22 protein-coding genes and 2 pseudogenes are annotated in these 19514 nt (G+C 62.9%); 13 read left to right on the top strand and 11 right to left on the bottom strand.

The window, feature by feature from the left end; genetic code table 11:
* Window positions 1–97 precede the first annotated feature (97 nt).
* The 3 genes from ACFXS9_RS10670 (at window position 98) to ACFXS9_RS10680 (ending at window position 1187) form a co-directional block, all read left to right on the top strand.
* A complete protein-coding gene (locus tag ACFXS9_RS10670) occupies window positions 98–259 on the top strand; it encodes a hypothetical protein (protein ID WP_392688453.1) in 162 nt (53 codons plus the stop codon).
* A gap of 31 nt (window positions 260–290) precedes the next feature.
* Complete coding sequence (locus ACFXS9_RS10675; RefSeq protein WP_392688454.1) at window positions 291–689, top strand: hypothetical protein; 399 nt, start codon at window positions 291–293, stop codon at window positions 687–689.
* A 72-nt stretch (window positions 690–761) separates the two neighbouring features.
* Window positions 762–1187 (top strand): ester cyclase, encoded by a 426-nt coding sequence (locus tag ACFXS9_RS10680; RefSeq protein WP_392699721.1) that lies wholly within the window; start codon window positions 762–764, stop codon window positions 1185–1187.
* 16 nt (window positions 1188–1203) lie between these two features.
* Here ACFXS9_RS10680 and ACFXS9_RS10685 read toward each other — a convergent pair whose 3' ends face one another.
* Together ACFXS9_RS10685 and ACFXS9_RS10690 are read right to left on the bottom strand one after the other, a co-directional pair.
* A complete protein-coding gene (locus ACFXS9_RS10685) occupies window positions 1204–1464 on the bottom strand; it encodes a DUF6719 family protein (RefSeq protein WP_392688456.1) in 261 nt (86 codons plus the stop codon).
* An 87-nt stretch (window positions 1465–1551) separates the two neighbouring features.
* Window positions 1552–3057, bottom strand: a complete 1506-nt coding sequence (locus ACFXS9_RS10690; protein ID WP_392688459.1) for a PLP-dependent aminotransferase family protein — start codon at window positions 3055–3057, stop codon at window positions 1552–1554.
* Window positions 3058–3132: 75 nt separating this feature from the next.
* Here ACFXS9_RS10690 and ACFXS9_RS10695 point away from each other — a divergent pair, with 75 nt between their 5' ends.
* The 3 genes and pseudogenes from ACFXS9_RS10695 to ACFXS9_RS10705 all read left to right on the top strand — a co-directional run bounded on the left by ACFXS9_RS10695 (window position 3133) and on the right by ACFXS9_RS10705 (window position 6411).
* Entirely contained in the window at window positions 3133–3858 is a 726-nt protein-coding gene (locus ACFXS9_RS10695; protein WP_392688461.1) for a pyridoxamine 5'-phosphate oxidase family protein, read from the top strand.
* Window positions 3859–3915: 57 nt separating this feature from the next.
* Entirely contained in the window at window positions 3916–5193 is a 1278-nt protein-coding gene (locus ACFXS9_RS10700; RefSeq protein WP_392688463.1) for an ArgE/DapE family deacylase, read from the top strand.
* Between the two features lie 178 nt (window positions 5194–5371).
* Window positions 5372–6411 (top strand): annotated as a pseudogene (locus ACFXS9_RS10705) (IS110 family transposase).
* Between the two features lie 295 nt (window positions 6412–6706).
* On the opposite strand, the gene ACFXS9_RS10710 reads toward ACFXS9_RS10705, so the two are convergent.
* Window positions 6707–7498: a cobalamin-binding protein gene (locus ACFXS9_RS10710; protein ID WP_392699723.1), complete on the bottom strand. Its 792-nt coding sequence runs from the start codon at window positions 7496–7498 to the stop codon at window positions 6707–6709.
* A gap of 124 nt (window positions 7499–7622) precedes the next feature.
* On the opposite strand from ACFXS9_RS10710, the gene ACFXS9_RS10715 reads away from it, so the two are divergent.
* Window positions 7623–8021, top strand: coding sequence for a PaaI family thioesterase (locus ACFXS9_RS10715; protein WP_392688466.1), 399 nt, complete (start codon window positions 7623–7625; stop codon window positions 8019–8021).
* Between the two features lie 2 nt (window positions 8022–8023).
* Here the strand turns inward: ACFXS9_RS10715 and ACFXS9_RS10720 are convergent, their stop codons facing one another.
* The 3 genes from ACFXS9_RS10720 to ACFXS9_RS10730 all read right to left on the bottom strand — a co-directional run bounded on the left by ACFXS9_RS10720 (window position 8024) and on the right by ACFXS9_RS10730 (window position 11247).
* Entirely contained in the window at window positions 8024–9073 is a 1050-nt protein-coding gene (locus tag ACFXS9_RS10720) for a phenylacetaldoxime dehydratase family protein (protein ID WP_392688469.1), read from the bottom strand.
* A 31-nt stretch (window positions 9074–9104) separates the two neighbouring features.
* The gene (locus ACFXS9_RS10725) at window positions 9105–10118 is read right to left on the bottom strand and encodes a carbon-nitrogen hydrolase family protein (RefSeq protein ID WP_392688472.1); all 1014 of its coding nucleotides are present in this window, start codon (window positions 10116–10118) and stop codon (window positions 9105–9107) included.
* Between the two features lie 175 nt (window positions 10119–10293).
* Window positions 10294–11247: a helix-turn-helix domain-containing protein gene (locus tag ACFXS9_RS10730; protein ID WP_392688474.1), complete on the bottom strand. Its 954-nt coding sequence runs from the start codon at window positions 11245–11247 to the stop codon at window positions 10294–10296.
* A 260-nt stretch (window positions 11248–11507) separates the two neighbouring features.
* Between ACFXS9_RS10730 and ACFXS9_RS10735 the strand changes: the two are divergent.
* Window positions 11508–12024, top strand: a pseudogene (locus ACFXS9_RS10735) (GNAT family N-acetyltransferase); the annotation flags it as partial.
* Between the two features lie 206 nt (window positions 12025–12230).
* On the opposite strand, the gene ACFXS9_RS10740 reads toward ACFXS9_RS10735, so the two are convergent.
* Complete coding sequence (locus ACFXS9_RS10740; protein ID WP_028346396.1) at window positions 12231–12533, bottom strand: hypothetical protein; 303 nt, start codon at window positions 12531–12533, stop codon at window positions 12231–12233.
* A gap of 142 nt (window positions 12534–12675) precedes the next feature.
* Complete coding sequence (locus tag ACFXS9_RS10745) at window positions 12676–13362, bottom strand: DUF2161 domain-containing phosphodiesterase (protein ID WP_392688477.1); 687 nt, start codon at window positions 13360–13362, stop codon at window positions 12676–12678.
* 191 nt (window positions 13363–13553) lie between these two features.
* On the opposite strand from ACFXS9_RS10745, the gene ACFXS9_RS10750 reads away from it, so the two are divergent.
* Window positions 13554–14267, top strand: coding sequence for a GrlR family regulatory protein (locus tag ACFXS9_RS10750; protein WP_392688480.1), 714 nt, complete (start codon window positions 13554–13556; stop codon window positions 14265–14267).
* Here ACFXS9_RS10750 and fabG read toward each other — a convergent pair.
* Window positions 14264–14944 carry a 3-oxoacyl-ACP reductase FabG gene (gene fabG, locus ACFXS9_RS10755; protein WP_392688483.1) on the bottom strand — a complete coding sequence of 227 codons (681 nt, stop codon included), beginning with the start codon at window positions 14942–14944 and terminating at the stop codon, window positions 14264–14266. The genes ACFXS9_RS10750 and fabG overlap by 4 nt on opposite strands.
* A gap of 241 nt (window positions 14945–15185) precedes the next feature.
* Between fabG and ACFXS9_RS10760 the strand changes: the two genes are divergently transcribed.
* A complete protein-coding gene (locus tag ACFXS9_RS10760; protein WP_028346392.1) occupies window positions 15186–15386 on the top strand; it encodes a hypothetical protein in 201 nt (66 codons plus the stop codon).
* A gap of 186 nt (window positions 15387–15572) precedes the next feature.
* Here ACFXS9_RS10760 and ACFXS9_RS10765 read toward each other — a convergent pair whose 3' ends face one another.
* Window positions 15573–16319 (bottom strand): tyrosine-protein phosphatase, encoded by a 747-nt coding sequence (locus tag ACFXS9_RS10765; protein WP_392699725.1) that lies wholly within the window; start codon window positions 16317–16319, stop codon window positions 15573–15575.
* 86 nt (window positions 16320–16405) lie between these two features.
* Between ACFXS9_RS10765 and ACFXS9_RS10770 the strand changes: the two genes are divergently transcribed.
* The gene (locus tag ACFXS9_RS10770) at window positions 16406–16723 is read left to right on the top strand and encodes an MliC family protein (protein WP_392688487.1); all 318 of its coding nucleotides are present in this window, start codon (window positions 16406–16408) and stop codon (window positions 16721–16723) included.
* Between the two features lie 93 nt (window positions 16724–16816).
* On the opposite strand, the gene ACFXS9_RS10775 is transcribed toward ACFXS9_RS10770, so the two are convergent.
* Window positions 16817–17014 carry a DUF2735 domain-containing protein gene (locus ACFXS9_RS10775; RefSeq protein ID WP_392688490.1) on the bottom strand — a complete coding sequence of 66 codons (198 nt, stop codon included), beginning with the start codon at window positions 17012–17014 and terminating at the stop codon, window positions 16817–16819.
* Between the two features lie 568 nt (window positions 17015–17582).
* On the opposite strand from ACFXS9_RS10775, the gene ACFXS9_RS10780 reads away from it, so the two are divergent.
* Both ACFXS9_RS10780 and ACFXS9_RS10785 read left to right on the top strand, forming a co-directional pair.
* Entirely contained in the window at window positions 17583–18620 is a 1038-nt protein-coding gene (locus ACFXS9_RS10780; protein ID WP_057846503.1) for a glutamine synthetase beta-grasp domain-containing protein, read from the top strand.
* A gap of 189 nt (window positions 18621–18809) precedes the next feature.
* Window positions 18810–19514, top strand: coding sequence for a GrlR family regulatory protein (locus ACFXS9_RS10785; protein WP_392699727.1), 705 nt, complete (start codon window positions 18810–18812; stop codon window positions 19512–19514).

Here is a 19514-nt window from a genome sequence, read left to right on the forward strand (position 1 = left end):
TTCGTTTTTGGCGCAGATGTGTGGAAACAGCCGACAGTTATCAGGTGGCCAACGAGACGGCGGGCACCGCCGGCCACTGATAACCGGAGACAGTCAGATGCGGACCATCAGCTTCATCCTCGCTTTGGCCGTCATTCTGGCTGGTTCCTCGATGGCTGGTTCTTCGGATCAGGGCCTGCCGGGGGTTGGCACCTTCGCCTATAACGGCTCGCCGGTTGCGGCCCCGGCGCCGCTACCGATGGTCGTGGCCGCCAACTGAGCGGCAAAGAGATCGCCGATAAAGGCTCGGTATGTTCGTACGCATCTGCGCTGCTGTAACCTTTGCGTCCCTTCTTCTCGGCGGCGCGGCACAGGCGCAAGTCCAGTTTCAGCCGCCGCAGACCTCGTTCCGTTCCCTCTTCAAGGTGCCCGACCCGCGCGGCGAGTTCGTGCGGCTCTGCGCGCCCCACATGGTCGGACGCTGGGCGCATCCCGAACGCGTTTGCGGCTGCCTGCACGACTACGCCGCCGCGACCGTGGAAGATCCCGACCTGCGCGAAGCGCTGCTGCGCGGCATCAGCGAGACCGGCGTACCGACGATCGAAACCGCATGGGTGCCGGCATCGAAGCGATCCGAGATCGGCCCGACCTTCACCAAGATCGCCAAGCCGACGCTGCAATGCATGTTCGAGCCGGCGACGAACCAGTAAGCTGCTAGATTAGGCTCCGTATCGAGACCGATTGCACAAGGGAGCTGTCATGAAATCTCTTTTGTCGGCCTGATCGGCCTATTGTCGCTGGCCATATCTCCGGCGTTCGCTGCCGACGCAGCGGTGCAGGAGGCCAATAAGAAGACCGTGCTCGAATTTTACGATGCGGCTCTCAATCGGAAGGATTTTGATGCCGCGGCGAAGTTTTTCGGGCCGCATTACATTCAGCACAATCCGACGGCGCCGGATGGCATCGAGGGCTTCAAGGCATTCCTCGGTTTCCTACGCGAGAAATTTCCGGACTCCCGTAGCGAGATCAAGCGCGCTTTTGCCGATGGCGATTACGTGATCCTCCACGTCCATAGCGTGCGCGAGAAAGGCACGCGCGGCCGCGCCATCGTCGACATTTTCAGGCTGGAGAACGGCAAGATTGTCGAGCACTGGGATGTCGTGCAGGAAATTCCCGAGAAGGCCGCCAACAACAACGGCATGTTCTAGGCCGGCGCGGTCGCCGCTAGCGCTTTTTGGTCCCCAGCCGCGGAATGCATTTGCGGGTGCGGAGCACGCCTGACGTCGTCATCTGCGAGCCCTGGACTTCCTTGATTTGTCCCGTCGGACACGACCCATCATCGACCAGGACGCGTTGGCCGAGCCGCAGGTCGACGATATCCTGCTCGCGCGAGACCGTCTGGGCGAGGGCCGTCGTTGCATAGCCGAGCAGGCCCACGATCAATGCACCGGTGACGAGATACGAGACATTGCGATGGCCGGGCATTGGGTATTTCCGTTCGTGAAGTTGATTTGAGCATCGAGCTTAGTGACGTGGCCGCGATTCTGATAGAGCGCGTGCCGGCGCGAGTGGTCAGGTGGCGGCCTTCAGCCGTTTGACCTTGCCAGTTCCACCCTTGTTCGGCTTGCCGTTTGCCTGCAAGGCGGCCAGCGATGACTTCGCGAGTCGTTCGGCCGACGCGATCAGTTGGGGCAGCTTGTGGCCAGCAAAGCCGAGAACGAAGCCTGGAAGCGGACGTGTGCGGAAATAAGTTTCCGCCAGTAGCCAACCCGCGACGCCGGCTTCGGCCTTTGCCTGCGCGGCGATACGCGGATCGACGGATGGATCGAACTGCGCGACCAGATGCAGGCCCTGCGAGGGCATCGGCACCGAGAGTTTTCCCTGCGATGCCGCCGAGAGGGTCGAAGCCAGCACGTCCCGCGCTTCGCGATAGATCCCGCGCACCCGGCGCAGGTTGGCCGCGAACGCGCCGGAATTCAGCATGTCTGCGACGGCGCCTTCGAGCAGCGTGCCGGGAAAGCGGTCGAGCGCGGCACGGGCTGTCGTCACCGGCCCGACGAGCCGCTCGGGCAGCGCGCAGTAGCCGATGCGCAATCCGGGGAACAATGTCTTTGCAAACGTGCCCATGTAGATGACGCGCGAGAGATGATCGATGCCGGCGAGCGACAAAAGCGGCGCGCCGTCATATCGAAATTCGCTGTCATAGTCGTCCTCGATGACGAAGGCATCCGCGTCCCTGGCCCAGTCGAGCAATTCCAGCCGCCGCGGCATCGACATCTGCACGCCGAGGGGAAATTGGTGCGACGGTGTCACGTAGGCCGCGCCAGCCGAAGGAGCGAGGGCCCGGCCCCTGGCCACGATCAGGCCCGAAGCGTCGACCGGCACCGAGATGGGGCGCAGGCCGCAATGCTCGATCGCCCTTCGTGCGGCGGGATAGCCGGGGTCTTCGCACCAGATCTGATCGCCGGATTTCAGGATCGCGCCCAGCACGATCCGTAAGCTATGCTGCGTTCCCGACGTCAGCATGATCTGGTCGGGATCGCAGCGCAGCCCACGCGCCGACAACAAGTGATCGGCGATCGCGGCGCGGAGTTCGTGGCTGCCCCTGGGGTCGCCGTACTGAAGGTGCTCGGCGCCGAAGGCGCGCATGCGCCGGCCGGCAAACGCCCGGAAGCGCTGCAGCGCCCGTTCATCGATGTGCGTGCAACCGAGCGCCAGCGGGCCTTGTTGCGGCGGCTCGATCGCGATCTTCGTCCTGCGAGCGTCATGGGTGCGGGCGGGAATGCGCGCGGCGACGAAAGTGCCGGAGCCGACGGTGGCTACCGCAAATCCGTCCGCGATCAGGCGCTCATAAGCCGACGTGACGGCGTTGCGGCGGAAGCCGGTCTGCTTCGCAAGCGTGCGCGACGGCGGCAGCGGCTCGCCGGGCTTTGCAGTTCCGCCCGTGATGGCGTGGCACAGCGCCTGATAGAGCCGGTGCTGGGAGGAGGCGCCCGGCGTTACGTGGGGGCCGGAGAGATCGAGCGCGAGCTCGGCCTTGCTTCGCGCCGGCGGCGAATTGGTCGGAATTTTTCGCATGGAATTGGCACTATCGCAGACCAAATTGGCCGGTACAACTCTCAATGACCGCTCACCGATCCAACAGGAGCTGCCGTGACCGAAGCCGTGACCGCCGATGTGTATCCGTTATCGCCGCGCAACCAGGTGAAGCGCCGTCATGATCGCGGCTTCTACGACCACGCCACGGTGCACAGCCTGCTTGACGCCTCGATGCTGTGCCACGTCTCCTACGTGATCGACGGCCAGCCCTATTGCACGCCGACATTCTTCTGGCGGGAAGGGAGCAGGCTGTACTGGCATGGCAGCAGCGCCAGCCGCATGCTGCGAAACCAGTCCGAGGGCCAAAGGGTTTGCCTCACGGTTGCGCATCTCGACAGCCTAGTGCTGGCCCGCTGCGGCTTCAACCATTCGGCGGATTACCGCGCCGTGATGGCCTTCGGCACCGCCTATCTCGTCGCCGACGCGCGCGAGAAGGAGCGTGCGCTCGTCGCCATGGTCGACCGGTTCTTTCCCGATCGGACCGCGATGTTAAGGCAAAGCACGGCGCAGGAGGTCAAGGCGACATCGGTAATCGCGATGGAAATCGAGCAGGCGTCCGCCAAGATCAGATCGAAGGGTGTCGCCGACGACGAGGAGGACTATGAGCTGCCTGTTTATGCCGAGCGTATTCCGGTGCACACGGTGCTGGGCCGGCCGGAACCCTGTCCGCGGCTTCTCGACGGCGTCGAGCGACCGGCCTCGCTGAGCGGCTATTCCGAAGGCCGCCTGCTCGAAGATGCATTGCGGGATGCGCATTTTGCGCATTACGCCGGCGGCTGAGATCGGGGTAGGGTGCGCAGTCCCACCTTCCTGAATTTCCTTCACTGGAGCTGCCGCATGACGACCGATACGCAACAAAGAATCCTCGACGCCGTCGACGCCGGCTTTGATGCCCAACTGGCGACGACGAAGGATTTCGTTGCGATCCCGTCGACCCGCGGCGCCGAGGGACCGTGTCAGGACATGATCGGCGATCTCCTGCGCCAGCGCGGCTACGAGGTCGACGACTGGCATATCGACGTCGAGGATTTGAAGGATCTGCGCGGCTTCGGTCCGATCGAACATGATTTTTCCAAGGCGCGCACGGTGGTCGGCACGTACCGTCCCGCGAACATTTCAGGCAAATCGCTGATCCTGCAGGGCCATTGCGACGTGGTGCCGGCAGGTCCCCTCGACATGTGGGAGACGCCGCCGTTCTCGCCCGCCATCAAGGACGGCAAGATGTACGGCCGCGGCGCCTGCGACATGAAATCCGGCACCATCGGCGCGCTCTATGCGCTGGATGCGATCAAGGCCGCTGGGCTAAGGCCAACGGCGCGCATCCATTTTCAATCCGTGATCGAGGAAGAGTCGACCGGCGTCGGCGCGCTCTCGACCCTGCAGCGCGGATATCGCGCGGACGCCTGCTTCATCCCGGAGCCGACTGGCGAGACCATGGTGCGCTCGCAGGTCGGCGTGATCTGGTTTCGCCTGAAGGTGCGCGGCTTCCCGGTGCACGTGTTCGAGGCCGGCGCCGGCGCCAACGCAATCATAGCGGCGTATCATTTGATCCACGCGCTGCAGAAGCTCGAGGCCGACTGGAACGAGCGCGCCAAGTCGGACCGCCATTTCAAGGCGGTCGCGCATCCGCTCAACTTCAACCCCGGCATCATCAAGGGCGGCGACTGGGCCTCCAGCGTACCGGCCTGGTGCGATGTCGATTGCCGCATCGCGGTCCTGCCGGGCTGGTCGATCGCCGAATGCCAGAAGGAGATTTTGGCCTGCGTGTCGGCGGCGGCGCGCGATCACCGATTCCTCTCCAACAACCCGCCGCAGGTCGAATGGTCGGGCTTTTTGTCGGAGGGTTATGAGCTGACGAACTCGGCCGAGCCGGAAGCCGCTTTCGCAAAAGCGTTCGACGCCGTCTATGGCGGCGCGGTGCCGGACCGCGCGTTCACCGCGCTGACCGATACCCGGTTCTACGGGTTGAATTACAACATCCCGAGCCTCTGCTTCGGCGCGAAGGGCGCCGCGATGCACGGCTTCAACGAATATGTCGAGCTGGACTCGCTCCAGAAGTCGACCAAAGCCACCGCGCTGTTCATTGCGGAATGGTGCGGGGTGGAGAAGGTGTAGGTCATTCTCCCGTCGTCCCTGCGAACGCAGGGACCCATACGCCGCGGCCTATCAGTGGCGCGAGATGGTCGTGACCTTCTGCTCCAATTGGCGTCGGTGGTTGATGGTGTGGACGGCCCCCTACGGCATCAGTGTGCCAGAATGAGGTTGTTGCAAATCTCAGACAAGGGAGCCGTCCGTGAAGCAGATTAGTCGCATTGGAATGGATACGTCGAAGTATATTTTTGTGCTGCATGGAGTTGATGCGGCGGAGCAGGTGGTGTTGCGCAAGAAACTTTCGCGCAAGCAGGTGCTGGAGTTCTTTGCCAAATTGCCGCCGACCGTGATCGGGATGGAGGCCTGCGGGGCTTCGCAATATTGGGCGCGGGAGCTTCGCAAGCTTGGCCATGAGGTGAAGCTGATGGCTCCGCAATTGGTGAAGCCCTATGTGACGCGGAACAAGAATGACTGGCGGGATGCGGAAGGCCTGTGTGAGGCGATGAGCCGGCCGAGCATGCGGTTTGTGCCGGTAAAGAGCGCCGAGCAGCAGGCTGCATTGATGCTGACAGGAATCCGCGATGGATTGATCGCCCGGCGCACCCAGTTGACCAACACGATCCGCGGCCATGCAGCGGAGTATGGCCTGATTGCGCCCAAGGGGTTGGACAAGATCGAGCCGTTGTTGGCGCAGATTGCCCAGGACGAGACGCTTCCCGCGATGGCGCGCGAGCTGTTTACGGTGCTGGGCCGCGAATGCATCAGGCTCGAGGGCGAGCTGGAGGCGATCGAGGCCAAGCTGATGGCCTGGCACCGTGGCGATGCCATGGGCCGCCGGCTGGCAAAGATCCCTTCGGTCGGCCCGATCGTGGCGACGGCGCTGGTGATGAAGACACCAGATCCGCGCGCGTTCCGCTCCGGTCGCACTTTGCGGCCTGGCTCGGCCTCACGCCCAAGGACCATTCCACCGCCGGCAAGACCAGGCTCGGCAAGATCACCCGGGCCGGCGATGAGGACCTTCGTCGCCTGCTGGTGATCGGGGCGACCGCGGTGATCCAGCAGGCCAGGCGTGGCCGCGGCCATCACTCGCGCTGGCTGCTGGCATTGATCCAGCGCAAGCCGCCGAAGCTTGCGGCCGTAGCGCTCGCCAACAAGGTGGCCCGTATCGCCTGGAAGCTGATGGTCATGGGGGAGGCGTACGACGCGACGCGGATCAATGCCACGGCGGCAGTCGCCGCTTAAACAGGTCAAACAGGTTGGCCGGCCGGCGGCTCGTCCGCCGACCGACCCGGAAGCTGCAAGAGCAGATGGAGCGATCGATCGAGCAACGATGCGAGACAATCCGTGGGACCCATTGGCCGCCAACAGGCCGCTAGGTTGTTTGGAACTCGCATCGCGCAACCCATCTTGGCCAGCGGTCAACACAACCGCATTCACAGGCCGGACATATGGATGCAAGCGATCCGATCTCACTCAAAAAGCTCTTGTGCCACGGGGGCCGTCCACATATGGGTCCCTGCGTTCGCAGGGACGACGGTTAGACTGTCGATTCCGGCCACAACGCTCTAACAATCGCATCGAGCCCATCCGTCAGCGCCGCCGGTCCCGGCTGCAGGATGATCGTCGACTTGATTTCGACAATGCGATTGTTGCGCACGGCAGGAATCCCGCCCCAGCCCGGACGCTGCCGGATACGCTCAGGCACGACCTTCTTGCCGCACCAGGACGCGAGGATCACGTCGGGCGCAGCGTCACGCACCGTATCCGGCGCAATGATCCGGTCCTTGGCCGCATGCTGAAACCGCAGCTCCGGCAGCGCGTCCTCGCCGCCGGCAATCTCGATCAGTTCGGAAACCCACCCGATGCCGGAGATCAGCGGATCGTCCCACTCCTCGAAATACACCTTCGGCCTGGGCGAGGCGCGGGGCGTTGCTGCGATCCGCGCGAGCCGCTCCTGGAAACTTCTGGCGAGCTGATCGGCACGCTCCGCCGCACCGACCATAGCGCCGAGCGTGCGGATCATCGCGAGGATGCCCGCAATGTCGCGCTGGTTGAAGACATGGACGGCGACGCCCGCGCGCACGAGATCGGCAACGATGTTTGCCTGCAGATCGGAAAAGGCGAGCACGAGGTCGGGCTCAAGCGCCAGAATCTTTGGAATGTCCGCCGATATGAAGGCCGAGACCCGCGGCTTCTCGCGACGGACGCCCGGCGGCCGCACCGCATAGCCGGAAACGCCGACGATGCGGTCCTGCTCGCCGAGCAGGTACAGCGTCTCCACGGTCTCCTCGGTCAGGCAGACGATCCGGCGGGGCGGGAAGTAGCGCATGCCGACGGTATGCCGAATTCCGCGCGCCATGTCACGGCCGCCATTACCTCGGAGGTCATTGCCTGATTTACCGGCAGCCTCCATTCTGTTCAGGAAATCACTTCAAAGAAAAGCCAGAGGACGAATGACGCCGCTCGAAAAGATCCAGTCGATGAAGATGCCGTTCGCGGAACTGAAGGGGGTGACCTTCACGGAAGCCGGACTGGATCGGGTGGTGGCGAAGATGGTGGTGCGGCCGGACCTCTGCACGCTGCGGAACACAATTCACGGTGGCGCGATCATGGCCCTTGCGGATTCAGTCGGCGCTGCCGCGACCGTCATCAATCTGCCCGAGGATGCCAAGGGCACCACCACGATCGAGAGCAAGACCAATTTTATCGGCGGCGCCAAGGAAGGCTCGACGGTGATCGCCACCGCAACGCCGGTGCATCGGGGACGGCGCACGCAAGTCTGGCAGACGCGGCTGGAGACCGAGGACGGCAAGCTAGTGGCGGTCGTCACGCAAACCCAGATGGTGCTGTAGCCTCAGGCCACCTCGACCGTCTGCACGGCGTTCAGCATTCCGGTTTGCGGATGACAATCCGCATATTCGAAAAACTGTTCGTCGGCGCGGGCGACGGTGACCTCGTGGTACAGCCGCAGCTTCGCGGCCGGCCCGAGCGTCGACAGATATTTCATGGCGGCGCCGAATATCCTGACATGGGTCGGATGCGATTCAGCCCAGCGCTCCAGCGCCGACAGGCTCTTCCACCAGCTCATCCCGTAGGACTTTTCGGCTCTCGCGTTGTCGGGGCCGACAACCGTCATGTAACGGTTGGCGTAGCAGCCGATCGAGCGCCCCTGGTCGCGGAGGAAATCCATGCCTTCGCGCAGCACCGGCTCGACATCGCCGAGGTACATCTTGCGCTCCATGGCTTCGGTATCGCCCCAATCCTGGCCCGACCGGATCAGGCAGATATTGTCATGCGGGATGATCCGGACGCGCGCGCCGTCTCGGATCGCGCGTGCCGAGCCCGACGCCGCCATCTCGCTGGTTTGGGACAACGGGATGCGATCGCGCATGCCGCCCCAATAGGCGTGCTCCAAAACCTCGCCGCTCATGCCGTCGGCGAGAACGGCGACGCCTTCGGGCCTTCCGAGCGAAGAGAACAGCGTCTCATAGCCGTCCACGGACGGATAAAGCGCCTCGATGAAGGTACCAAACCCGTTATTGGTCCGCTGCTCGCCGGTCCAGCGCTCGCGCATGGCGGGAAACCAGCGATCGAATTTTTGCTGGTCGTCCCAATAGGCCACCGTGACGACGTTGGTGAAGCCGGCCTCGTCGATATAGGTCGCGCGGTCCCAATGGGAGGGGCCGTCCGCGGCGGCGAACTCCGATGCAAGCCGGATCAGCGCCTGCTCTGCGGCGGTCGAGGGCGCGCCGCTAGTCTGGAGGCCGAAATAGGCCATCACCACCCGCGTCACGCTTGGCTTGTGCCGTGCCACGAAGGACGGGTAGGGCGGCGCATAATCAGTGCCGACGCGGCGGTGGCGGGTTCGCGCGGTTTGCAGATGCGCAGGGATTGCGGATTCCATGGGCCTGCTCCTTCTCGGAAAATGAAGCGCGTCAGGCCTGCAGCCTGATTTCGCTCATGACCTCGGCATCGACGGGAAGCGAGAAATGCTCGACGCGGTTGGCGCGCGTGGTGTTGAGCAGCAGCCGCGTGACGTCGGGCCGCGAATAATGCCCGGCCGGATCGGCGGCGTTCTTCGCTACCCCAATCATGCCGAGGTCGATGTCGGCGTACAGAATGCCTTCCTGGTCGGGCGGAAGTTTCTCGGCTAGCGAACTGCCGTCCGGTCCGTAGATCACGGCGTGGCCGCCGCCGGCATGCAGGAAGGCATGTTTTTCGGGGGTGTCGCAGAGCTCGTCGATCATCGCCTGTGAGACCACCGCGCAGGGACCGAGAAAGAAGCACGAGCCTTCGACCGCATACACCTTGCTGGCGGCGTTGTTGACCTCATGGCCGAGCGCATGCGCGAACGGATCGTACAGCGAAAAGCTCGGCCAGGCGCCGACATGGACCTGTTCGTTCTGGGCGTACATCGCGTATTTCGACAGCGGCTGCAGATGCTCCCAGCAGCACAAGGCACCGAGTCGTCCGACGTCGGCGCGGTCGTGTACGGCGAGATCGCTACCGTCGCCTTCACCGAACACGGTGCGTTCGGCATGGGTCGGACGCAGCTTTCGACGCTTGGCAATGGTCTCGCCGTCAGGGCCGATCAGCCATTGCGCGATATAGAGGCTTCCGCCGTCGCGTTCGGACAGCCCGAGCACGGCGGTCAGCCTGGCGCGCTTCACGGCTTTGCAGATTTTTTCCGCCTGCGGACTGTTGAAGGCGAGCGAATTGTCGAAGTAGCGCTGCACAAAGCCGCGGCCGATCGCCCAGGCCGGCGCGCCGAGCCAGATCTGCCATGGGTAGCCAGGAATAAAGGTTTCGGGAAACGCGATCAGCTTGGCGTCGTTGGCGGAAGCTTCCTCGATCAGCGTGATCGTCTTGTCCACGGTTGCGTCGAGATCGAGAAAAACCGGCGCCGCCTGAACCACCGCCACCTTGTATTTCTGATGAACCAGACCCATCGCATCATCCTCCCGCATTGATGACTGACACTCGCTGACCCCGAGCCTACAGCCATGGCAGCGCGTGCCGCTTGTCCGCGGCGGAACGAAAACTTGTCTTAACCGGCAGGAGGACAGCGCTAAGCGGCGTCCGATGGGTGGGCGCAACGCGAAGAAGAGGTGAGGTCGAAAGACGTTACTTGCCCGGCTGCTCGCGCCATTCGCGCGGCGAGATGCCGAAACGCTGCTTGAAGATTCGGCTGAAATGGGCGAGGTCGTTGAAGCCCCAGGCGAAGGCGATCTCGCCGATGTGCCGGGCCTGGTAGGCGGGGTCGGCAAGATCTCGCTTGCAGCGCTCCAGCCGTTGCGCCTGCACATAGCCGCGGAACGAGGACTGTTCGGCGGCCATCAGATCGCTGGCGTAACGCGGCGAGATCCCGACCGCCGCCGCAGCGCGCGGCAGCGACAGTTCGGGATCGGAAAGATGCGTCAGGATGTGGTTCTTGAGGCGATAGAGCAGCGCCGACCGGTGGACCGATTGATCCGCCAAGCGGGCATGCAGCCGGTCGGCAAGCGTCATCGCGAGCAGGTCGAGCGCCTGGTCGAGCAGGCGGGTTGCGGCGGCGGGATCAACGAGCTCGATGGTTTTGCTCACATTGCGCGCGAAATCATATGTCAGCCGTTCGAGCGGACGATCGCCCGCAAACGTCGTCGCGGTCAGACTATCGAACGAGCCGACGCGTTGTTGCAGCAGTTTGCGGGGCATCTGGAAGATCGTCTGCGAAAAGCTGTCGTCGAACCGCAGCTCGTAGGGGCGGGTGGTGTCGTAAATGACGAATTGTCCGGCGGAGACGACAGCCTCGCGGCCATCCTGGAACACGCCGTTCACGCCATTGTTGCCCAGCGCCATCAGCACGAAATCTTCGCTGGCGCGGGCTATTCGCGACGGCGTGCGGAATACCCGCTGTGCCGTGGAATCGACCTGCGTGAGCGCGATCGGTCCGATTCTGGATTGCGACACCGAGCCCCAAAACGCGCCGCGCATGTCCGATTTGCAGTCGAGCCCGACGAAGGTGTCGCACACGATGTCCTGCCACACCGCAAGCCGGCGCTCCGGAAGGCAAGATCTGGTGTCGAGCATGACAGCCACAACGGGTCTCCACGAACCATCCGGGCGCGTTGCCTGGGCTTGGCGTATTCAAGAATAAGCAAGCTCCATGCCCACTTTGCGCCGGGTGACGAACCTTAACAATTGGTTAATGGTCGGCCCGCTAAATTGCTGGAAATGCTGCCGTTATTTAAGGCAGTATACGGAGCGATCCGGTCTTGAATTCGATGCTGCGCCGCACAATATGGGTGGTCTAGGGATTCGACGCCTCCTCGAGGGTTTTCTCAGAGGAGTTTTGGACTATGTATCTCACCGTTATTGCGGCTGCGCTTGCCGATAGCAGCGTGCGCACGCTGAGCCAGCAGGAAGAACTGCCGCTATTGCGCGATCACCTGCTGCGGCTCGACCGCACCAGCCGCCGCGATCGTTTCCATGGCTTCATGGACGACAGCTTCATCGAGCGCTACGCCGAGAAATGCGCCAATGACGGCACGACGATCATCGCCTTCTTTGAAAACGGCGTGGTTCGCGGAGCGGCGGAGTTGCATCCGCCGGACCAGTCACCGGATTCGCTTCCTGAGATAGCCTTCAGCGTCGAAACCTCCGTGCGGCGTCGCGGCGTCGGTAGCATCCTGTTCCGCAAGCTGATCAAGGAAGCACGCGCCAAGGGCTATAAAAGTCTGCGGATCACCACCGGCGCGCAGAACGAGGCGATGCGGGCGCTCGCCAGCAAGTTTGGCGCGCAGCTTGTATTCCGCCACGGCGAATCCACCGGCACGATCGATCTGACGAAGTATGATCAGGCCGAACTTGCGACGTCCTGGATCGAGAGCGTGCTGAAGACGACGCGTGCGGTGGTGGCTTTCAACCGCGCTTATCGGCGAATGCTGCTTCGTATGGCCGGGACCGCCCCGTCCGAGTGGGGGCCTCTTAAGCCGATCCGTACGTTCAATCTGGAGAATTGCCCAAAGGCTTGGGCAATTTCTTGGGCAATTCTCTGCGCAAGTCAGGCAATCGCCGGCTGTTCAGGTGCCGGTACGCTTGTCGTTACCGAAGCGCCTGACGACGCGGCGCTCGACCACGACCGAACGCTGCGCGCCTTGCTCGCCCGCAATGACGCGGGTGGCCGATCGCGCCAGCGCGCGGCCGGTCTTCTTCACTTCAGCCAGCACTTCCTCATAGGGCAGGCCCATCAGCGCGGCGGCGATTTCCGCCTGCTGCTGCTGATCGTCGGTGATCCCGACCGCGGCGAAGATTGCTTCCTCCAGCGTCGGCGGATCCCGCCGGACGCGTCGTGTGCCGTATTTCGTGTTCCAGTCTTCGCTCATAAGGCGCCTCGCATTTGATGCGGAGATACCTAGGTGCCCTAATGTTGCATTGCAATATGAATTTCGCTCGGCAATACAGCCATGCGTCTAAAATCTTTCAAGTCCGGTAGCGCTGTACGGTTCGGTGTCACCGTGCTTGCCATCATGGCGAGGGATTGCCGGCGGCAGCCAGATCCAGCGGCTGTTGCGGCCAGCGCTTCAACGCGGCATGGCCGGCATCAGTCAGCAGGTAGATGCCGCGCTCGGCGCGATCGAACCAGCCATAAACATTATGCAAGAGGATTTTTCCGGCATCGGGAATCTCCCCCCGCAAATCCCTGACGCGCCGCGGCCCGCCTGACAGCGCGAAGGCACAGGCCAGCGCCTGCTGGCGGTACGCCGTCATGATCGGCGCGCGCGTCGATCCACCCATGGCGGGATCGCCCTTGCGCTTCTGGTGTTCCGCGATCAGCCGCGAGCGCTTTTTGGGATCGCGGCGGGGCGCTGATGTCGGCGGCTTGACGAGCACTTCCACATCGCCGGTATTGGTGACAGCGAGCATGCCGAAGCCAAGCCGGCGGCAAAGGTTGCGATACCGCGCGTCGCTTTCGCGGCCTTTGCCGCGGGCGGATAATTTAGCCGCAAGCCAGACCTCGTCGGCGGCGCCGGCGCGATCGACTGCCTGCAGGATCAGTTCCAGATTGAAGGAGAGCTTCAGTTCGCCGATCACCACGATCGGCGGATCGTCGCCACTCAGCGCCACGAGATCGCAGCCGCCGACCTCGCCTTTGACGGCGAAGCCGTGCTTTTCGAGGAAGCGTTTGACGGGAAGATAAAGTGCGGTTTCCAAGGCAGGCTCCGGCGGCGCTGGCTGCCGCGACTCAACACGCCGAGCCTAGCCCAATTCCGGCAAAGCGTTTGATCGGATAGCCCCGGAGTGGCTATTGTCGGAGCGGGGACAAGGCCAGCGGCAATTGAGGGAACCTGCGAATCGATCGTTCGCTGGCCAACAGGCATTTGCCGCTCCCACAGCGAGTAGGCGTGTTGCAAGGGCTATACAAATTCCGCTTCACCACGGCGCGCGGCACGGGCAGCGGCGTGATGTTTGCGACATCGGGCGGCAGACTGTATGGCGGCGATTCCGGCTCTTCCTTTGTCGGTCACTTCACCGAAGCCGATGGCATTGTCACTTGCGAGGTTACGATGTCGCGCCATTATCACGATCCCAAATACGTTCCGATGTTCGAAGTTGAACATGCCGTGATGAATTTCAGGGGTGCGCCCCGCGGCGAGGAGTTTCATTTTGAGGGCGGCAGCGCGGCCTTGCCCGGCGTCCATTTCACGACCGTTCTGAGCCCTATCGATGATACCGACGCGCCGCTGCCCGGTGCGGTCGGCCCTGACGGGATCGGAAACGGACTGTATTCCATCCACATCCGTATGCTCGACGGAATCGATGCCGGCAACACCGGTGTCATGATGCTGCAGGACGGCCGCATCAGGGGTGGCGACGCGTTCTTCGACTATGTCGGCGCGTACACGTCGGCGAACGGCAAATGGAAGGGCGAACTCGTCAACCGCGAGCATACCCCGGCCCAGGGCGAACGGCCCGTGTTCGGCGGCCACGAGGTCGGCATCGGCTTTTCAGGCACGTACGATAGCGAAGGCGCGGAAGGCGAAGCCACCGCGCTCGCCGGCAAGCGCAGCATCCGCTTCAAGGCGGTGCTGCGAAAGCTTGTGGATGTTGAGGGCTAAACCCTCCCGTTCACCGGCAGCAGCGCGCCGGTGACGGCGCTTGCGGCGTCGCTGGCGAGGAAAAGGATCACGTCGGCTAGTTCCTTCGGCGTCACCCATTTGGTGAAATCGGCGTTCGGCATGCTGGCGCGATTGGCCGCGGTGTCGATGATCGACGGCAGCACGGCATTGACCGTGATCTTGCCCTTGAGCTCGGCGGCGAGCGCCTCGGTGAGGCGGTGTACGCCGGCTTTTGAGGCGGCGTAGGCGCCCATGCCACTGCCTGCCTGCAGCGCGCCCATTGCGCCGATATTGACGATGCGGCCCGCGCCCGATGCGGCGAGATGCGGGATCGCCGCGCGCGAGGCGTTGAGCGCGGTCATGACGTTGAGCGCATACATCCGTTGCCAGGTCTTGGGATCACCCTCTGCCACCGTCTCAAAGGCAAAGCCGCCGGCGATGTTGATCAGCGCGTCGAGCTTGCCGAAATGTGCGGCCGCGGCGTTGATGGCCTTTTTGGCTACTGCGGCATCGGTGAGGTCGACGCCGCCGAGTTCGAACAGATCCGCCGTGGCCGGTACTTGCGTCGGGGCATGGTCGACGCTCGCAATTCTTGCTCCCAACGCCAGCGCTTCGTCCACGACCACCCGCCCGAGCGCACCGAGCGCGCCCGTCACGACAATGACTTTTCCGTCCATGAAGGGCCTCCGCATGCGGATGAGGGAGCGCACCCTATCAGGAGATTTTCAATTCCAATGCGGCGAATTTCTGCATGACCGTCGGTCTCGCCAGCCCAAATTGTCGCGGCCCGCGCTGGCTGGCGGTAGCGAGCTACGTAGGGGTAGAGCCAAATCGATAAAATTTGCCGGAGTTCTGTAAGCCGTTTGCAGAATCCATTCGGTACAACAGGACTCCAACAAGAAGGCAGGGGGATTTGTCATGGGTTTGCCGGATCATGGTTTACCGCTTGTTCAGCTCAAGGAGCAGCGGCGCGACCTGGTTGTAGCGCTGCAGAATCGCAGCGGTCCGGTCTCAAGCTGGGAATTGATGCAGATCGCAGCGATCCAGCAGGCGATCTCGGCATTCGAGGACGTCATCGCCGATCTCGACGCCGAACTGGAAATGGAAGCGGCGGCCTGAGCCGATAAGCGCGCAGCTTTGGCCGCCACGGTCTGCTTTACGACTTGCGCGTGGCGGATAAGATAGCGCACGCGCTACGCTCTCGCATTTCCATTCGCTCTCATCGCATTGCATATTCAGTCATGCGGGCGAACCGCTACGAACTGATTGCAGCCTGGTCACCGGACCGGATGAAGGCTGACTAGATCAGCGCTGCAGATAGCGCGCTTCGAGGTGGACGCGTTCGGCTTTGCCGAGACCAAGACCATCGCGGAGATAGCTTTCGAGATCACCGTAGTCGGCGTCGATGGCCTCGAAGGCGGCGGCGAGAAACGAGGCCTGCACCGAGCCCAGCACCTGCTTGACGTTTTCGGGCAGGTCGCTGCTGTGATTGGGGTCCCTGCGGTAGAAGCGGTTGGTCAGCAGATAGTCTTCCGAGATGATGTCCTCGGAAACGCCAAGCGTATGCAGGATCAGCGCGCACGCAAAGCCGGTGCGGTCCTTGCCGGCGGTGCAATGGATCACCAGCGGCGCGCGATCTTCCAACAGATGGGCAAACAAGCTCCGGAAGTGCTGCGTGTTGTTCTGTACGTAGCTGCGGTAGGAATCGCGCATCACCTCGACGGCGTGGTCCGTCGACAGCGGCGTGCCGGCAGCGGCGATCGCGCGCAGCGCCGCGACCACCGTCGGCTCGACCGGCAGCGAATGAACAGTGATTTCCGGCATGCCGCACAGGGCGACGGCGCGCTCCTCGGTGCCGCGAAAATCGAACGCGCTGCGGACGCCCAGCTCCCGCAGGACGGAGACATCGCCTTCGGTGAGGTGGCCAAGATGGTTGGAACGAAAAATCTGCCGCCAGCGCACGGTCCGGCCGTCGCTTGTGGGGTAGCCGCCGAGATCGCGAAAATTGCTGGCGCCGGCAAGATTGAGATGGCGGGCAGGGGAATCTGACATCATGCAGCAAGGGTTCGGACGGAGAACAAGGGACGGGTGTCGTTCGGCCCCGTCTCGTCTATACTGAACTCGGAAGAGGGCGAAGCATGAATCGGCGGAACATCACGATTTTTGGCGCGGCGCTAGGCCTCGCCGCGGTTGCAACCATGCCGTCACCGGCGTCGGCGCAGTCCAGCTTCCGGAATTATCGCTGCGCCGACGGCTCGCAGTTCACGGTTGGATTTTTTCAATACGACAAGCGTGCCCATCTGCAACTCGACGGCAAGGCGGTGACGCTGCCCAAGCGTTGGGTCTTGTCAGGGTCGCGTTACCAGGGGAAGGGCGTAACCCTGCGGATCACCAAAGCCGGCATCACCACCCTCAAGCACGCCAGGCGGCCGACCACGACCTGCGAGCAGACATGAAAAAGGGCCGAAACGATTTCGTTCCGACCCTTTTCTAGTTCTCCGTCCGCGCCTCGTTTGTCCGGCGCGTCCCTGTCAAACGCCTCCCGGACATCAGTGGTCGCGCCCGCTCTTTTCGTCTTCGATGGCGGCCGCGTGGTACCAGCTATCGCTGCAGTCTGCGACGTTGACCGGCGGGGCGGCATATTCGGTCTTCGCCTCGCCATAGCGCTGTCCCCCGAGAGCCGCACGACCCCCGGTCGGGAATTGGTAGATCCTTGCAGACCCCTGATTAACACCCGTATTCATCATCCCAGTCTCTCCTTCTGCCGCCGCGCGCCCTCCATGGTGCGCCCGACTCGTTCTCTAGTCCTTACAATCCGGGATATTGTCGGTGCCCTCTCTGGGCACAAGATGACTAAGAGAGCGGCAGCGGATGTCTATTTCGTAGGCATTCTTGACGTTGCTTTTTGCGAGGCAGCGAACGAATGGCCAACGCGAGGGCCGGTCGCTAGGTTGCTGGCGGAAGCCAGCCTTCCGTGCGGAGGAGGCGGGAAGGTGCCGCAGCTTTAATCGCGGAACAGCCCTTTGGCGGAAATGCCGGAGAAATAGGCTGGATTCGGGCCTCGAGTGAGGAGTGTCGCTGCCCGCTTGCGCGCCTCACCGCGCTCCTATGTCGCACCTCTTATTTTCGCTGCTGCGGCCGGCGGCCTGTGGATCGGTGATGCCGCACTGCAGCGATTGGCACGCTACATGCTTAGAAGGGAGCGGCCTGACGTGGCCGGGTACACGCATGCGGAGACCTCCAGGGGCTGGGCGTCAAAATCCAGAATTCAAGGCTTCGGTTTTCCGCATTTCATAGCAACTCAAGAGAGGCTCAATGACCAAGTACAAGCTCGAGTATATTTGGCTCGACGGCTATACGCCGACGCCGAGTCTGCGCGGCAAAACGCAGATCAAGGAATTCGACAAGTTTCCGACGCTCGAACAGCTTCCGCTGTGGGGCTTCGACGGCTCGTCCACCATGCAGGCCGAAGGCCACAGCTCCGATTGCGTGCTGAAGCCGGTCGCCGTCTATCCGGATGCTGCGCGGGAAAACGGCGCGCTGGTGATGTGCGAAGTCATGATGCCCGATGGCAAGACCCCGCACCCCTCGAACAAGCGCGCAACCATCCTGGACGATGAAGGTGCCTGGTTCGGCTTCGAGCAGGAATATTTCTTCTACAAGGACGGCCGTCCGCTCGGCTTCCCCTCGGACGGTTATCCGGGTCCGCAAGGCCCGTACTACACCGGCGTTGGCTACAAGAACGTTGGCGATGTCGCCCGCAAGATCGTGGAAGAGCATCTCAACCTCTGCCTCGCCGCCGGCATCAACCACGAAGGCATCAACGCCGAAGTGGCGAAGGGCCAGTGGGAATTCCAGATCTTCGGCAAGGGCTCCAAGACCGCTGCCGACCAGATGTGGATGGCTCGCTACTTGATGCTGCGCCTGACCGAGAGCTACGGCATCGACATCGAATTCCACTGCAAGCCGCTCGGCGATACCGACTGGAACGGCTCGGGCATGCACGCCAACTTCTCGACCAAGTACATGCGCGAAGTCGGTGGCAAGGAATACTTCGAGAAGCTGATGGCTGCCTTTGAGAAGAATCTCATGGACCACATTGCCGTCTACGGCCCGGACAACGACAAGCGTCTGACCGGCAAGCACGAGACTGCGCCCTGGAACAAGTTCAGCTACGGTGTGGCTGACCGCGGCGCCTCGATCCGCGTTCCGCACTCCTTCGTCAACAATGGCTACAAGGGCTATCTGGAAGACCGCCGCCCGAACTCGCAGGGCGACCCCTACCAGATCGCGTCCCAGATCCTGAAGACGATCGCGGAAGTCCCGACCGGCGCCAAGGCCGCCGCGGCCTAAGGGACCGACGATACAATCCGGGCTTCCCGGGTTGCAAAGCTGATCCGCCAAGGCACCGCCTTGGCGGATCATTGCGTTTTGATGACACCGCTGCCTTGATGGGTTTGATTCAAATACGACGGTTCAAGGCCGTTCCCCTGCGTCATGAACCGCGCTAGACAACGAGCCGGGTTTGCCGGGGTGACGGCATTGTTTGAGGGATTTTACAAAGTCAGGTTTCAGCTTGGCGCGGCGGTCGGCCGCAGCGTGATGTATGCGCGCGGCGGCAAGATGCTGGGCGGCAATTCGGCCTTTGCCCATATCGGCAGTTACGAAAAACGGGACGATGGCGTCGACATCGTGATCCAGACCGTGCGCCACAACCCGGACCCGAATTACCGCGCGATGGCCGGCACCGACGATGCCACGCTGCTGGCGAAGGGCAGGGCGGACGGCAATCTCTACCGCTTCGAAGGGGGCTTGAAGGAGTTGCCCGGCGTGGCGTTCCGTTCGGTGATGACGCCGATCGAGCAGGAGGCCATCCCGATCGCCGGCAGCGTCGGCGAGGGCGGCATCGTCAACGGCCTCTATTCCATCCACGTACGCCTGCTCGACGGCGTCGAGGGCGGCCTGACCGGCGTGATGCTGCTCAATGACGGGCGCATCCTCGGCGGCGACGCATCCTTCTACTATCTCGGCACGTACACCTCGGAGAACGGTCGCTGGAAAGGCCAGATTCTCAATCAGGAGCACACGCCCGCCATGGGCGAGAACCCCATCTTCGGCGGCCATGAAGTCGGCATCGGCTTTTCCGGCTCCTGCGACGAGCAAGGCGCGCTCTTGGAGGCGACCGCGCTCGCCGGCAAGCGCAGCCTTCGCATGACCGCGGTGCTCAAGCTGATGCGCCGGGTATAG

Origin of the sequence: Bradyrhizobium sp. RDI18, assembly GCF_043203335.1 — a bacterium.
GTDB classification, from domain to species: Bacteria; Pseudomonadota; Alphaproteobacteria; order Rhizobiales; family Xanthobacteraceae; genus Bradyrhizobium; species Bradyrhizobium retamae.